Source organism: Streptomyces sp. NPDC025651 (assembly GCF_055558735.1).
Genome location: NZ_JBVHLZ010000004.1, coordinates 38513 through 52949 on the forward strand (window position 1 = coordinate 38513; position 14437 = coordinate 52949).

General features: G+C 70.5%; 16 protein-coding genes and 1 pseudogene. 11 read left to right on the top strand and 6 right to left on the bottom strand.

Annotated elements, in window-relative coordinates; all coding sequences use genetic code 11:
* Nucleotides 1–2: 2 nt before the first annotated feature.
* Nucleotides 3–767 (bottom strand): SDR family NAD(P)-dependent oxidoreductase, encoded by a 765-nt coding sequence (locus ACZ4D5_RS16425; protein ID WP_467773075.1) that lies wholly within the window; start codon nucleotides 765–767, stop codon nucleotides 3–5.
* A 74-nt stretch (nucleotides 768–841) separates the two neighbouring features.
* A complete protein-coding gene (locus tag ACZ4D5_RS16430; RefSeq protein ID WP_467773568.1) occupies nucleotides 842–1177 on the bottom strand; it encodes a YnfA family protein in 336 nt (111 codons plus the stop codon).
* A 142-nt stretch (nucleotides 1178–1319) separates the two neighbouring features.
* Between ACZ4D5_RS16430 and ACZ4D5_RS16435 the strand changes: the two genes are divergently transcribed.
* On the top strand, nucleotides 1320–1799 hold the full coding sequence (locus tag ACZ4D5_RS16435) for a hypothetical protein (RefSeq protein ID WP_467773076.1): 480 nt from the start codon (nucleotides 1320–1322) through the stop codon (nucleotides 1797–1799).
* Between the two features lie 50 nt (nucleotides 1800–1849).
* On the opposite strand, the gene ACZ4D5_RS16440 is transcribed toward ACZ4D5_RS16435, so the two are convergent.
* The 3 genes and pseudogenes from ACZ4D5_RS16440 to ACZ4D5_RS16450 all read right to left on the bottom strand — a co-directional run bounded on the left by ACZ4D5_RS16440 (nucleotide 1850) and on the right by ACZ4D5_RS16450 (nucleotide 3083).
* Nucleotides 1850–2362 carry a GNAT family N-acetyltransferase gene (locus tag ACZ4D5_RS16440; protein WP_467773077.1) on the bottom strand — a complete coding sequence of 171 codons (513 nt, stop codon included), beginning with the start codon at nucleotides 2360–2362 and terminating at the stop codon, nucleotides 1850–1852.
* Between the two features lie 77 nt (nucleotides 2363–2439).
* Nucleotides 2440–2649: pseudogene (locus ACZ4D5_RS16445) on the bottom strand (hypothetical protein); the annotation flags it as partial.
* Nucleotides 2646–3083, bottom strand: coding sequence for a hypothetical protein (locus ACZ4D5_RS16450; protein WP_016640275.1), 438 nt, complete (start codon nucleotides 3081–3083; stop codon nucleotides 2646–2648). The gene ACZ4D5_RS16450 and the pseudogene ACZ4D5_RS16445, both read right to left, overlap by 4 nt.
* Before the next feature lie 335 nt (nucleotides 3084–3418).
* On the opposite strand from ACZ4D5_RS16450, the gene hemL reads away from it, so the two are divergent.
* From hemL to ACZ4D5_RS16500, 10 genes are all read left to right on the top strand, one after another.
* Nucleotides 3419–4744, top strand: coding sequence for a glutamate-1-semialdehyde 2,1-aminomutase (gene hemL, locus ACZ4D5_RS16455; protein ID WP_467773078.1), 1326 nt, complete (start codon nucleotides 3419–3421; stop codon nucleotides 4742–4744).
* A complete protein-coding gene (locus tag ACZ4D5_RS16460) occupies nucleotides 4741–5433 on the top strand; it encodes a histidine phosphatase family protein (RefSeq protein ID WP_467773079.1) in 693 nt (230 codons plus the stop codon). The genes hemL and ACZ4D5_RS16460 overlap by 4 nt, the downstream gene beginning before the upstream one ends.
* Nucleotides 5434–5630: 197 nt before the next feature.
* Nucleotides 5631–6860: a polysaccharide deacetylase family protein gene (locus ACZ4D5_RS16465; RefSeq protein WP_467773080.1), complete on the top strand. Its 1230-nt coding sequence runs from the start codon at nucleotides 5631–5633 to the stop codon at nucleotides 6858–6860.
* A 66-nt stretch (nucleotides 6861–6926) separates the two neighbouring features.
* Nucleotides 6927–7577 carry a TlpA family protein disulfide reductase gene (locus ACZ4D5_RS16470; RefSeq protein ID WP_467773081.1) on the top strand — a complete coding sequence of 217 codons (651 nt, stop codon included), beginning with the start codon at nucleotides 6927–6929 and terminating at the stop codon, nucleotides 7575–7577.
* Nucleotides 7577–8341, top strand: coding sequence for a cytochrome c biogenesis CcdA family protein (locus ACZ4D5_RS16475; protein ID WP_467773082.1), 765 nt, complete (start codon nucleotides 7577–7579; stop codon nucleotides 8339–8341). Before ACZ4D5_RS16470 ends, ACZ4D5_RS16475 begins: the two co-directional genes overlap by 1 nt.
* A gap of 3 nt (nucleotides 8342–8344) precedes the next feature.
* On the top strand, nucleotides 8345–10075 hold the full coding sequence (resB, locus tag ACZ4D5_RS16480; protein WP_467773083.1) for a cytochrome c biogenesis protein ResB: 1731 nt from the start codon (nucleotides 8345–8347) through the stop codon (nucleotides 10073–10075).
* Entirely contained in the window at nucleotides 10072–11163 is a 1092-nt protein-coding gene (ccsB, locus tag ACZ4D5_RS16485) for a c-type cytochrome biogenesis protein CcsB (RefSeq protein ID WP_467773084.1), read from the top strand. Before resB ends, ccsB begins: the two co-directional genes overlap by 4 nt.
* A 102-nt stretch (nucleotides 11164–11265) precedes the next feature.
* Nucleotides 11266–11931: an RNA polymerase sigma factor gene (locus ACZ4D5_RS16490; RefSeq protein WP_467773085.1), complete on the top strand. Its 666-nt coding sequence runs from the start codon at nucleotides 11266–11268 to the stop codon at nucleotides 11929–11931.
* Nucleotides 11928–12884 (top strand): CU044_5270 family protein, encoded by a 957-nt coding sequence (locus tag ACZ4D5_RS16495; RefSeq protein WP_467773086.1) that lies wholly within the window; start codon nucleotides 11928–11930, stop codon nucleotides 12882–12884. Before ACZ4D5_RS16490 ends, ACZ4D5_RS16495 begins: the two co-directional genes overlap by 4 nt.
* Before the next feature lie 48 nt (nucleotides 12885–12932).
* Complete coding sequence (locus ACZ4D5_RS16500) at nucleotides 12933–13439, top strand: SRPBCC domain-containing protein (RefSeq protein ID WP_467773087.1); 507 nt, start codon at nucleotides 12933–12935, stop codon at nucleotides 13437–13439.
* Here ACZ4D5_RS16500 and ACZ4D5_RS16505 read toward each other — a convergent pair.
* Nucleotides 13429–14403 (bottom strand): quinone oxidoreductase family protein, encoded by a 975-nt coding sequence (locus tag ACZ4D5_RS16505; RefSeq protein ID WP_467773088.1) that lies wholly within the window; start codon nucleotides 14401–14403, stop codon nucleotides 13429–13431. The genes ACZ4D5_RS16500 and ACZ4D5_RS16505 overlap by 11 nt on opposite strands.
* Between the last annotated feature and the right edge of the window lie 34 nt (nucleotides 14404–14437).

Here is a 14437-nt window from a genome sequence, read left to right on the forward strand (position 1 = left end):
CGTCACGACTCCCTGTGGACCTTGGTGTTGGACGCCTGGGCGCGCGGGCGGACCACCAGGAGGTCGATGTTGACGTGCGGCGGGCGCGTGACCGCCCAGGTGATCGTGTCCGCCACGTCGTCGGCGGTGAGCGGTTCGGCGACGCCCGCGTAGACCTTCGCGGCCTTGTCGGCGTCGCCGCCGAAGCGGGTCAGCGCGAACTCGTCCGTCTTGACCATGCCGGGGGCGACCTCGATCACGCGGACCGGGGTGCCGACGATCTCCAGGCGGAGGGTCTCGGCGAGGACGTGCTCGGCGTGCTTGGCGGCCACGTAGCCACCGCCGCCCTCGTACGTGCCGTGTCCGGCGGTCGAGGAGAGGACGACCACCGTGCCGTCGCCGCTCGCGGTGAGCGCGGGGAGCAGGGCCTGGGTGACGTTCAGGGTGCCGATGACGTTCGTCTCGTACATCTGGCGCCAGTGGCCGGGGTCGCCGGTGGCGACGGGGTCCGCGCCGAGCGCGCCGCCCGCGTTGTTCACCAGGACCGCGATCTTCTTGAAGGCCGTCGCGAAGGTGTCCACCGCGGCGCGGTCGGTGACGTCCAGCGTGTACGCGACCGCGTCGTGCCCGGCGTCGTTCAGCTCGGCGGCGAGGGCCTCGATGCGGTCCTTGCGGCGTGCGGTGAGCACGACGCGGTAGCCGGCGGCGGCGAGGCCGCGGGCGGTGGCGGCACCGATGCCGCTGCTCGCGCCCGTGATGATCGCGATGCGGGTGGCGGCGGCGGTCATGGGGCGCTCCTCGGGCTGGCGGGTCCGGCGCGGTACCGGTGGGATCGGTTCACCGGTCAGGATATGCGTGCGATTCAGCGGCCTCGCGGGGCGTACATGATCACGGCCATTCCGGCGAGGCAGATCAGTGCGCCGACGACGTCCCACCGGTCCGGCCGGTAGCCGTCCGCGACCATGCCCCAGGCGATCGAACCGGCCACGAAGACCCCGCCGTACGCCGCGAGGATGCGGCCGAACTCGGCGTCCGGCTGGAGCGTGGCCACGAAGCCGTAGATGCCGAGCGCGATGACGCCGGCGCCGATCCAGGCCCAGCCCTTGTGCTCGCGCACGCCTTGCCAGACGAGCCAGGCGCCGCCGATCTCGAAGAGCGCGGCGAGGACGAAGAGGGCGGCGGAGCGGGCGATCAGCATGGTCATCAGGGTGGCATGTGGAGTTCTCGCGGGGTGTGCGTCGGGCTGCGTGGCATATATCGGGGCGACGGTCCGGCGGTCGACGGGCCGGCTGGTTCGTTTCGTGGGCGTGCGGGTGGAGGTTGGTGTGCGGGTTCTTCGTATGGCTCGTGGGTACGTCGCGGTGTGTGCCGTCGCGTTGGGCGGGGTGCTCGGCGGAGGCGTCGCCGCGGCCGAACCCCTCGCGCCCGAGGCCGATGTCGCCTTCCACGGCGATGTGTCCCTGCGTGACGGGACGGTCCGGGTCCGCTTCGTGCCGCGGAACCACGGGCCCTTCGACCTCGACGGCGTCACGGTGCGGCTGCGCTGGTCCGTGCCGCTCGTGGACGGGCAGGCGCTGCCCGAAGGGTGTCTGCGGGCGGAGCCGCGGACCGTGCTGTGCCGCACCGGGGCGCTGGACGCCGGGAGTACGGGGGAGCCGGTCGACCTCGTGGTGCGGCTTCAGGGCGGTGTGCCGGGCGGGGGCGGCGAGGTGGGCGTGCGCATCGGGACCGCGTGGAACGGCGGGGCCGTCGACCACAACCCCCGGAACAACGAGCATGCGGTGCTGGCTCTCGACACCGGGGACACCTATTACTTCTGACCTTGCGTCTGACCGGGGGCACCCTCCGCCGGGCGTCGGCCCCCCCGGATTCAGCCTGAGGTCAGGGTGAAGCGCCAGTCGTTGCAGGGGTGCCAGTTGCCCTTGGGGTACTCGATCGTCGCCTCGCCCCGCAGGGTGAAGCCCGCCTTGCGGCACACCGCGTTCGACGCCCCGTGGTCCGTCGCGGGGAAGGCGTGCAGGTGGGCGTGGCGGCCGGCCGCCCTCGCCTCCTCGATCACCAGTCGCGCGGCGCCCGCCGCGACGCCCATGCCCTGGAACTCGGGCAGGACGCCCCAGCCGGTCTCCCAGACCGGCTCGCCCTGCCAGGTCGTCTCCCAGTACCCGATCGAGCCCGCGGTCCGGCCGTCCAGCGTGACGCGGAACATCTGGCCCTTGCCGTCGAGGGCCAGATAGCGGCGGTGGCGGTCGACGACCTTCTCGGGGGTCTCGGGGCCGCCCAAGTGCTCCGTCATCTCCGGGGTGTTGAGACGGAGGAGGAGGTCCAGCCCGTCCTCCGGCCAGGGTTCGAGACGGATGATCGGCTGCGTGCGCGAAGACTCCATGCCCTCACGGTAGGGGGAGGGTCTGACAGTGACCGAGGCGCTCAACGCCGAGGGGGGGCCGCCACATCTGCGTGTTCGCGGCGCACCAGGCCGGTGAGGCCGGACTTGGCGAGGCCGAGCATCGCGCCCGACCCCCGCATGCCGTACGGCTGGATCATCAGGACGCGGAGCAGCTGTCCCTGCTGCGGAGTCAGGCCGTACTCCCTGCAGGGTTCGGCGTAGACGGCGGGGCGTTGACCAGGAGCGCGGAACGGAGCAGAGGGGGGGCGGGCCTGATGAGGGCTCAGGGCCAGACCAGGCAGTACGCCTGATGCCCCGCGTCATGCAGTCGATGTGAGAAGTCCTGCCACTCGTGCAGGAGTTGGTAGACGTTGAAGGCGTCGCGGGGGCCGCCGCGGTCCGGGACGGTCGACCATATGAAGGCCGCGGCGCCGACCGACTCCTCGCCGATGCCGCGCAGCGGGTCGACGACGGTCATGGGGAGCTTCACCACGGCGTAGTCGGGGTGGAGGACGACCAGCTCCAGCGGGGGGACCTTGTGCAGGGGTATGCCCTCGATGCCGGTGAGGACCATCGCGGCCATCGTCTCCGGCTTGATCTTCGTGAACATGCCGCCCATGCCGAGCTCGTCACCACCGAGCTCCTCGGGCCGCATCGAGATCGGCACACGGGCGGCGGTCGCGCCGTCCGGGGCGCCGAAGTACTTGTACGTCACCCCCACCCCGCCACTCCTGCTGCTCGCCCGGTCCCGCCGGGTCTCACCGGATCCGCCGCGCGGCTGCTCGGGCGTCTGTGCCGGATCCGCTTCCGCCTCGCGTCGGTGCTTGCCCCGCCGGGCACGCCGGGGGCCCAGGCCGTCGGTCCCCTCGCCCAGTCCGCCACCGCGATGCATATCTCCACCCGACTGCTTTTCCAGGGCGGCAGAGCCCTGTCTTTTCTAGGCCTCGCGGCCCCCGCCACGCAACCCGATCATCGTGTCAGTGACCTCCCCCACGGTCACCCGCTAAAACGTGGAGTGAAACACCTGTCCGCAGGATGTCCGGACCCTCTGACACCATGGCTCGTGTGAGCTTCCCGTATAGCGCCCCAGTTTCGCAGACTCTTTTCGACCGTGCGGCGGCCGTGACGCCCGGCGGTGTGAACTCTCCCGTGCGCGCGTTCCGCGCTGTGGGTGGTACGCCCCGTTTCATGGTGTCCGGTACCGGTCCGTACCTGACTGACGCCGACGGCCGTGAGTACGTCGACCTCGTGTGCTCGTGGGGTCCGATGATCCTCGGACACTCCCACCCCGAGGTGACGGCCGCCGTGCAGGAGGCCGTCGCGCGCGGCACCTCCTTCGGCACGCCCGGCGAGGGCGAGGTCGCGCTCGCCGAGGAGATCGTGGCCCGCGTCACCCCCGTCGAGCAGGTGCGGCTCGTCTCCAGCGGCACCGAGGCGACCATGTCGGCCATCCGCCTCGCGCGCGGTTTCACCGGCCGCGCCAAGGTGATCAAGTTCGCCGGGTGCTACCACGGGCACGTCGACGCCCTCCTCGCCGCCGCCGGTTCGGGCCTCGCCACCTTCGGCCTGCCCGACACCCCGGGCGTCACCGGCGCCCAGGCGGGCGACACGATCGTCGTTCCGTACAACGACCTCGAAGCGGTGCACGAGGCCTTCCACAGGTACCCCGGTGAGATCGCCTGCGTGATCACCGAGGCGTCGCCGGGCAACATGGGCGTGGTCCCGCCCGGCCCCGGCTTCAACGAGGGCCTCAAGGCCGCCTGCGCCAAGAACGGCGCCCTCTACATCTCCGACGAGGTCATGACGGGCTTCCGCACGTCGAAGGCGGGCTGGTTCGGCGTCGACGGCGTCACGCCCGACCTGATGACCTTCGGCAAGGTCATGGGCGGCGGCTTCCCGGCCGCGGCCTTCGGCGGCCGCGCCGACGTCATGGCGCACCTCGCCCCGGCCGGTCCCGTCTACCAGGCGGGCACGCTCTCCGGTAACCCGGTCGCGACGGCCGCGGGCCTCGCGCAGCTGCGTCTCCTGGACGACGCGGCGTACGAGAAGGTGGACGCCGTCTCCGCGCAGCTCCGCTCGCTGGTGACGGAGGCGCTCACCAAGGAGGGCGTCGCCCACCGCCTGCAGAACGCGTCCAACATGTTCTCCGTCTTCTTCACCGAGCGCGAGGTGCGCAACTACGAGGACGCGAAGGCGCAGGAGTCCTTCCGCTTCACCGCCTTCTTCCACTCGATGCTGTCGCAGGGCGTCTATCTGCCGCCCTCGGCCTTCGAGTCCTGGTTCGTGTCCACCGCTCACGACGAGCGGGCCGTCGAGCGGATCGCCGCCGCCCTGCCGGGTGCCGCGCGCGCGGCCGCGGAAGCCACGGAGGCCACCGCATGACCGGCACCCCGGCGGGCGACGAGCTGACCGTCGTCCATCTGATGCGCCACGGCGAGGTGCACAACCCGGAGGGGATCCTGTACGGGCGGCTGCCCGACTACCACCTCTCCGAGCTCGGCCGGCAGATGGCCGACCGCGTCGCCGAGCACCTCTCCGGGCGCGACGTCACGCACGTCGTCGCATCCCCCCTGGACCGCGCCCAGGAGACGGCCACGCCGATCGCCAAGGCGCACGGCCTGGACCTCGCCACCGACGGCCGCCTCATCGAGGCGGGCAACGTCTTCGAGGGCAAGACCTTCGGCGTGGGCGACGGCGCGCTGAAGAACCCGGAGAACTGGAAGCACCTCGTCAACCCCTTCAAGCCGTCCTGGGGCGAGCCGTACATCGAGCAGGTCGTGCGGATGATGGGCGCCCTGGACGCGGCGAAGGACGCGGCCCGGGGGCACGAAGCGGTGTGTGTCAGCCACCAGTTGCCGATCTGGATCGTGCGCAGCTTCGTGGAGAAGCGGCGGCTCTGGCACGACCCGCGCAAGCGGCAGTGCACGCTCGCCTCGCTGACGACGTTCACCTATCGCGGCGACAAGATCGTCTCGGTCGGATATACGGAACCGGCCCGCGATCTCGTGCCCGCGCATCTTCTCGCGGGTGCCAAGCCGGTGAAGGGCAAGGACAAGGCGTTCGGCGCCTGATAATCCCGCGCATTGTCGACGTGAGTAATCGCGACGTGGGGTAATCGCGTCGCGACTGTATGTCCCTTGCGGGTAAAAGCTCATAAATATGTGCGACTTGTCGGAACCCCCGTGTTCGTCGCGCCCTCTCACTGGTTGTCCGTCTTGCATGGCAGATGCAGCGGTACGGACCCAGGGGCGCGACGAATGGGGATGGAATGCGCGACATCAGCCGCAGGGGAATGCTCGGTCTCGGAGCCGGTGCGGCCGCCGCCTTCGGGCTCGCGGCATGCGGCACCGGGGGTGACGGCGATGCGTCGGGACCCGCGGAGAAGTCCAAGGACGGGCAGCCCGGTGCCGAGCGCCCGGCCAAGCCGATCGGTGACGGGTCGACCGCCTTCACCGGTAAGCAGCCCCATCAGCCGGACAAGCCGGTGCCGCTCGAGCCCGGCCAGACGCCTCCGCAGTTCGTCGTCTTCTCGTGGGACGGCGCGGGCGAAGTGGGCAACGGACTGTTCCCGCGCTTTCTGAAGCTCGCCAAGGAGCACGAGGCGCACATGACGTTCTTCCTCTCCGGGCTTTATCTGCTCCCGGAATCCAAGAAGCGTCTGTACCGTCCGCCGAACAACGCGGTCGGCGCCTCCGACATCGGCTATCTCACCGACGGTCACATCAAGGAGACGCTGAAGTACGTCCGAGAGGCATGGCTCGACGGCCATGAAATCGGCACGCACTTCAACGGGCACTTCTGCGCGGGCACGGGTTCCGTCGCCAACTGGACGCCCGCGCAATGGCAGGACGAGATCGACCAGGCCAAGTCCTTTGTGAAGAAGTGGCGTACGAACACCGGCTGGACCGATCTGCCGTCGCTGCCCTTCGACTACGACAAGGAACTCGTCGGCGGCCGCACCCCCTGTCTGCTCGGCCAGAACAATCTGCTGCCGACGGCGAAGAAGCTCGGCTGGCGCTACGACGCGTCCTCGCCCGGCGGCCGTCAGCGCTGGCCCGAGAAGAAGATGGGCGTCTGGGACCTGCCGCTGCAGGCGGTGCCCTTCCCGGGGCACTCCTTCGAGGTCCTGTCGATGGACTACAACATCCTCGCCAACCAGTCGAAGAACTCCACGAAGGCGCCGCCGGCCAACTACCCGGGCTGGCGCAAGCAGGCCACCGAGGCCTACATCTCCGGCTTCAAGCGGGCCTACGAGTCCAACCGCGCGCCGTTCTTCATCGGCAACCACTTCGAGGAGTGGAACGGCGGCATCTACATGGATGCCGTCGAGGAGGCCCTGAAGCACATCGCGGGCAAGAAGGACGTACGTCTGGTCTCCTTCCGGCAGTTCGTCGACTGGCTCGACGTGCAGGACCCGAAGGTCCTCGCCGCGCTCCAGGGCCTGGAGGTCGGGCAGCAGCCCGCGGGTGGCTGGAAGGGCCTCGGAAAGGCCGCCTGAAATGGGATCTTCCGCAACCGCGGGGGGTGCGGAAGATCCCCGAAACGGGCATGCGAAACTTTTCACATGAGTGCCGCCTGCCGCGCCCCCAAGACCGCGAACCGCAGCCGTAGCCGCCGGACCGGCGGCCGCCGCGGCCGTGTGGCCCTGCTCTCAGCGGGAGCCGCGGTCGGGGCCCTGATCCTCTCCGCGTGCGGCTCGGGCGGCACCTCGGGCGGCGGCGGCAACACCAACTTCGTGGCCGGTTCGGACGGCATCGCCACCGCCAGGAAGGCGGACCGCAAGCCGCTCCCCGAACTCGACGGCGAGACGCTCGACGGCAAGCAGCTCCACCTCGGCAAGGCCTACAAGGGCAAGGTCCTCGTGATCAACGTCTGGGGCTCCTGGTGCGCGCCGTGCCGGGCCGAGGCGCCGAACTTCGTGAAGGTCGCCGCCGACACGAAGGCCAAGGGCGTCGAGTTCGTCGGGATCAACACGCGGGACCCCGAGCGCGGCCCGGCCATCGCGTTCGAGAAGGAACACAAGGTCACCTACCCGAGCGTGTACGACCCGACGGGCAAGCTGATGCTGCGCTTCCCCAAGGGCACGATGAACCCGAACTTCATCCCCTCCACGCTCGTCGTCGACCGTGACGGCAAGATCGCGGCCCGCTCGCAGCAGCCGCTGAACGAAGAGAAGCTGCGGAAGATGATCGACCCCGTGCTCGCGGAGAAGTGATGTCGACGCTCGCGGCCATCACGGGCCCGAACCAGACCGTCCTGAGCGGGGCCCTGCTCCTCGCGATCCCGGTCGCCCTGCTCGGCGGGCTCGTCTCCTTCTTCTCCCCGTGCGTGCTGCCGCTGGTGCCCGGCTATCTGTCGTACGTCACCGGGGTCAGCGGCCAGGACCTCGGCGAGGCGCGACGCGGCCGGATGGTCGCCGGTGCCGCTCTCTTCGTGGCCGGCTTCACCGTGGTCTTCGTCTCCGCCACCGTGTTCTTCGGGGCGCTCGGGCGCACGCTCAAGGAACACCAGAGCACCATCAACACCGTGCTCGGCGTGGTGATGATCGTGCTCGGACTCTTCTTCATGGGGCTCATGCCCTGGCTCACCCAGCGCGAGTTCCGCTTCCACAAGCGGCCCTCGGTGGGTCTGGCCGGTGCCCCGATAGTCGGCGCCCTCTTCGCCGTCGGCTGGACGCCGTGCATCGGCCCGACGCTCTCCTCGGTCCTCCTGCTCGCCACCGACGGGGGCAACCCGCAGCGCGGCGCGATCCTCGGTATCGCCTACTCCCTCGGGCTCGGCGTTCCGTTCATCCTCGCGGCCGTCGCCTTCCGCAAGGCGCTCGGGGCCTTCGGGTGGATCAAGCGGCACTATGCGTGGGTGATGCGGATCGGCGGCATCATGATGATCGCGACCGGCCTGCTCCTCGTCACCGGTGCGTGGGACAGCATCATCCAGGAGATGCAGGTCTGGACCAACAGCTACACGGTGGGGATCTGATCCATGAGCAAGACCGAAGCCCCTGAAGAGCAGAACGAGCGGAACGAGCAGAGTGACCAGAGCGAACTCGGCGCGGCCGGCGCACAGCTGTCGACCGCACCCAAGGAGGAGACGCCGAACCTCCCCTCGCTCGGCGTCATCGGCTGGGCCCGCTGGTTCTGGCGGCAGCTCACCTCGATGCGGGTCGCGCTGATCCTGCTCCTGCTGCTCTCGCTCGGCGCGATCCCCGGCTCGCTGATCCCGCAGAACAACGTCGACGAGCTCAAGGTCCAGGACTTCATGGACCGGCACACGACGCTCGGGCCGATCTACGACAAGCTGCAGCTCTTCGACGTCTACAGCTCGGTGTGGTTCTCCGCGATCTACATCCTGCTGTTCGTCTCCCTCATCGGCTGCATCGTGCCCCGCACCTGGCAGTTCGTCGGCCAGCTGCGCGGCAGGCCGCCGGGCGCGCCCAGGAAGCTGACGCGCCTGCCCGCGTACACGACGTGGCGCACCGAGGCCGAGCCCGAGCAGGTGCACGAGGCCGCGCTCGCGATGCTCAAGGAGCGCCGCTTCCGCTCGCACACCGTCCCCGCGTCGGGCTCCGGCGCCGGTGCGTCGGTCGCCGCCGAGAAGGGCTATCTGCGCGAGGCCGGCAACCTGATCTTCCACATCTCGCTGATCGTGATGCTGATCGCGTTCGCCGCCGGGCAGCTGTTCAAGTCCGAGGGCGGCAAGCTGATCATGGAGGGCGACGGCTTCTCCAACACCCTCAGCCAGTACGACGACTTCAAGTCCGGCAGCCTCTTCGACACCGAGGAGCTGGCGCCGTTCAGCTTCAAGCTCGACGACTTCGAGGGGACGTACGAGAAGTCGGGCCCCAACCGCGGCACCCCCCGCACCTACCGGGCCAAGGTCAGCTACAGCGAGGGCGCCGACGGGCCCGAGAAGAAGAAGACCATCGAGGTCAACAAGCCGCTGGAGATCGACGGCTCGAAGGTCTACCTCATCGGCCACGGCTACGCCCCCAAGGTCACCGTCCGCGACGGCAAGGGCAAGGTCGTCTACTCGGCGTCCGTCCCGCTGCTGCCCATCGACCAGAACGGCACCGCGACCGGCGCCATCAAGGTCATGGACGGCTACCGCGACAAGAACGGCAAGCCGGACCAGCTCGGCTTCAACGCCTTCTTCGTGCCGACCTTCGCGGGCGCCGGCAAGGGGCAGATGTTCTCGCAGTTCCCCGCCCCCGAGTACCCGGTGCTCGCGCTCTCCGCCTACCACGGCAGCCTGGGCGTCAATGCGGGCGTCCCGCAGAACGTGTACCAGCTCGACACCCGCAAGATGCAGAAGTTCAAGGACGAGAACGGCGAGCTGCTCAAGCAGCGGATGCGGCCGGGCGAGACCATGAAGCTGCCGAACGGCGCCGGGTCGGTCACGTACGAGAAGGAGCTCAAGGAGTGGGCGACCTTCCAGATCTCCCAGGAGCCCGGCTCCGTGTGGGCGCTGGTCGGCGCGGTCGCCGCGATCGTCGGCCTCGCCGGCTCCCTGTTCATCCAGCGCCGCCGCGTGTGGGTGCGGGCGGTCAGGGGCGCCGACGGCGTCACCGTCGTGGAGATGGCGGGCCTCGGCCGCAGCGAGTCCGCGAAGCTCCCCGAGGAACTCGCCGACCTCGCCGCCCACCTGCACGAGAAGGCGCCGAGCGCGCCCGACCCCGACCCCGATGTCGTTCCTGCCGAAGGGGCTGAGAAGTGAATCTCGCCACCACCCTGGCCGCCGAACCGAACGAGGGCCTCGCGCACATCAGCAACGTGCTGATCTACTCCGCGATGGCCGTCTACCTCCTGGCCTTCTTCGCGCACATGGCGGAGTGGCTCTTCGGCAGCCGCAGCAAGGTCGCCCGCACCGCCGCCGCGCTCACCCCGAGCAAGGCCGCGGCGAAGGCGCCCGAGGTCGCCGTCCAGGCCAAGGGCGGCACCGCCACCCTGGAGCGGCCGAAGGTCGTCACGCGGTCCGTCGCCGGTTCGCGTGACGTGCCGGACGGGCCCGGCGCCGCCGCGGGCGACGAGAAGGGCGACCTCTACGGCCGCATCGCGGTGTCCCTCACCGTGCTCGCGTTCCTGCTGGAGTTCGGCGGTGTGCTCACCCGCGCGCTGTCGGTGCAGCGGGCGCCGTGGGGCAACATGTACGAGTTCAGCATCACCTTCTCCACGGTCGCCGTCGGCGTGTACCTGGTGCTGTTCGCGCTGAAGAAGAACATCGCCTGGCTCGGCCTGCCGCTGGTCACCACGGTGCTGCTCGACCTCGGTCTCGCCGTCACCGTCCTGTACACCTCCAGCGACCAGCTGGTGCCCGCCCTGCACTCGTACTGGCTGTGGATCCACGTCTCGACGGCGATCTTCTGCGGCGCGGTCTTCTACGTCGGCTTTGTCTCGACGATGCTCTACCTCTTCCGGGACAGCTACGAGACCAAGCTGCAGAGCGGCGGCCAGCCCGGCAAGTTCGCCTCGTCCGTCATGGAGCGGCTGCCGTCGGCGGCCTCGCTCGACAAGTTCTCCTACCGCCTGAACGCCGCGATCTTCCCGCTGTGGACGTTCACGATCATCGCGGGCGCGATCTGGGCGGGCGACGCCTGGGGCCGCTACTGGGGCTGGGACCCCAAGGAGGTCTGGTCCTTCATCACCTGGGTCGCCTACGCCGGCTACCTGCACGCGCGCGCGACCGCCGGCTGGAAGGGCCGCAAGGCCGCCTACCTGGCGCTCGTCGCCTTCGCCTGCTGGCTGTTCAACTACTACGGCGTGAACATCTTCGTCACCGGCAAGCACTCGTACGCCGGCGTCTGAGCCGCCGGGAGCCCAACTCCCGTACCGCCGTTGCCGCGTGAGGCCGGTTCCTGTGACCCAGGTCACGGGAACCGGCCTTTCGCGTACGGACAGGTAGAGGGCGTGGAGACGAATCAGGGGGAACTTCAGGAACTGCCGGAACGCCACCGGGCCCTGCGCGTACGCATCAGGGACGGCGACGCCGACGCCCTCGGCGAGCTCTTCGACGCGTACGCCCGCTCCGTCTACAACCACGCCTACCGCCTCACCGGGAACTGGGCGCAGGCCGAGGACATCGTGTCCCTCACCTTCCTGGACGCCTGGCGGCTGCGCGGCAAGCTCGACGAGGAGGGCGGCTCGCTGCGGCCCTGGCTGCTCGGCGTCGCGACCAACGTCACCCGCAACACGCGCCGCGCGGCACGGCGGCACGCGGCCGCCGTCGCCCGGCTGCCGCGGGACGAGGTGGTGGCCGACTTCGCCGACGAGGTCGCCGGGCGCATCGACGACAAGGACCAGCTCGCCGTCGTCCGCACGGCCCTGGAGACGCTGCGCCGCCCCGAGCGGGAGGTGCTCGCCCTGTGCGTCTGGTCGGGGCTCGACTACGCCTCCGCCGCGGCCGCCCTGGACATCCCCGTCGGCACCGTGCGCTCCCGGCTCTCCCGGGCCCGTACAAAACTCGCGAAAGCCTTGGAACCCCCCGAGCGCCGCGGACAGGTAAGAGGCGACCGCACTTCCGCGGTCGGGCCCATCAGGGAGGGAAACCGATGCATCAGGGAGGGAAACCGATGAACGAACTTCCCGAGCGCGACCTTCCGCCGGGCCGTCATCACCTGCTCAGGGAGCACCTGTTGACCGAGATCCGGCAGAACGAGAAGGCGAACGACAAGCCCCACGAGAAGAAGACCGCCCCCGCGCAGGGGCGGAACGCCAAGATCTGGTTCCGGCCCGCGCTCGTCGCGGGAGCGGTGGCCGCGTCCGTCGCGGCGGCGGTCCTCGTCGCCTCGCCCTTCGGCGACCAGGCGGCGCAGGCGGGGCCTCCGTCGAAGGAGACCGTGCGGATGCTGGAGCAGATCGCGGCCGCGGCGGAGAAGCAGCCCATGCCGAAGACCGTCCGCGACGACCAGTACGTGTACATCAAGAGCAAGGTCGGCTACATGTCGGACGACTCCGACGGCGGACCCGGAAAGCTCGACCCCGTCCACGCGCGTGAGATGTGGTACTCCGTGGACGGCAAGCACGGCGACATGCGCCACGAGCCCGCCAAGGGCGCCAAGAGCGACGTCCTGGAGCCCGAGCTGCCGCTCATGCCGACGGACCCCTACTACCGCAACCTGCAGAAGCTGCCGACCGACCCGGTCAACATGCTGGACTGGCTCCACAAGGAGAGCGACGGCGGGTCCGGCGAGGACCAGGCCACCTTCTCGCTGGTCGGCGACCTCTCGCGCGAGTCGCTGATGCCGCCCGAGCAGGCCGCGGCCCTCTGGCTCGCCGCGGCGAAGATCCCCGGCGTCGAGCTGGTCGACGACGTGGTCGACGTCGAGGGGCGGCACGGCGTCGCCATCGCCCGTGAGGACCAGGGGATCCGTGCGGAGCTGATCTTCGACAAGGAGACCAAGCGGTTCCTGGGGGAGCGGGAGGTCGCGGTCGAGGACCTGCCGTCCGGCGCGGAGGAGGGGGACGTCCTCGGCCTCAGCGCCGTCCTGGAGCGCACCGTCGTCGACAAGGCGGGGCAGCGTCCGTAAGCACCCCCAAGGGGTGCGGAACGGGGTGTACCGGGCGAGGCTGGTGCCATGACCGCGACGATCGGACAGGGCACCAGCCGGACCGAGGGCCCCACCCAGCATCTGCACTACGAGCTCCGCCTTCCCCAGCCTGTGGAAAAGGTCTGGGCCGCCGTGGCCACGCCCGGCGGCCTGGAGGGCTGGCTCGCCGCCGCCGATGTCCTCGAACCGAGGCTCGGCGGCGCCGTCACGCTGCGCTGGCTCAACAACGAGGACGACGCGGTCCACTCGGGCCGCGTCACCGCGTGGGACCCCGAGCGTGTCGCCGAGTACACGATCGACCTGCACGGCCGCTGCCGGTTCCACCTGGAGCCCGACGCGGGCGGGGCGGCCACCACCGTCCGCTTCACCAACGAGTTCGAGGGCGACGACGCGCTGCGGCTCGACTGCCTCGCCGGGTGGCACAACCACTTCGAGTTCCTGGTGGACGCCCTGGAGGGCCGCCCCAAGGACTGGTCGACATGGAGCCTGGACCGGTGGCGGGAGCTGCGGGAGGAGTACGCGGCTAGGCGCTGACCCGCAGGAGCAGCTTGCCCGTCGTCGCGCGTCCGCCCATCAGACGGTGCGCGTCGGCCGCCTCCTCCAGCGGGAACTCGGCGGTCACCGGCAGGGTGACCGTGCCGTCGGCGACCAGGCGGAAGGCGCGCTCGGCGACCGCGCGCAGCGCCCCCGGGTCGGACTGCGCCAGCGTCAGGACGGAGAAGGCCGAGACCGTGCGGGCCCCGGGGAACAGCTCCGGCTGGCCCACCCGCCACGGCTCGGCCGCGCTCGCGTTGCCGAACGAGACCAGGCGGCCGAAGACCGCGAGGGACTCCAGCGAGCGCAGGAACGTGTCGCCGCCGACCGGGTCGAGCGCGAGGTCGACGCCGCGGCCACCGGTCGCCCGGCGCACGTCGTCGGCGAAGGTGTCGCCGGTGAACACCTCGTCGTAGCCGTACTTCAGGGCGTACTCCGCCTTGGCGGGCCCGGAGACGACGCCGTACACCGTGGCGCCCGCCGCCTTCGCCAGCTGACCGGCGACCGTGCCGACGCCGCCCGCCGCGCCCTGCACCAGCACGCTCTGCCCGGCGGCCACGCGGCCCACCTCGTGGAGCAGGGCGTGCGCGGTGGGCACGACGGTGGGCAGGGTGGCGGCGGTGCGCAGGTCGACGCCGGCGGGGAGCGCGAAGACGGTGGCCGCGTCGGCGAGGGCGACGTCCGCGTAGGCGCCGCCCGCCGTGAGCGCGGCGACCTCCTGGCCGGGGCGCAGGCCGGTGACGTCCGCGCCGACCGCGCGGATGCGGCCGGAGACCTCCAGGCCCGGCACGAAGGGCAGCGCGGGCACGCGGTAGCCCTCGGAGCGGGCCTTGAGGTCGGCGAAGTTCACGCCGGTGTAGGTGACGTCGACGGTCACCTGACCGGGGCCGGGCTCGGGGGCGTCGGTGTCGACGACCTCCAGGACCTCGGGGCCGCCGTACTTCTCGAACTGGACTGCGCGCATGGCTGCGCCACCTCTCCGCCGGGTGTTCAATCAA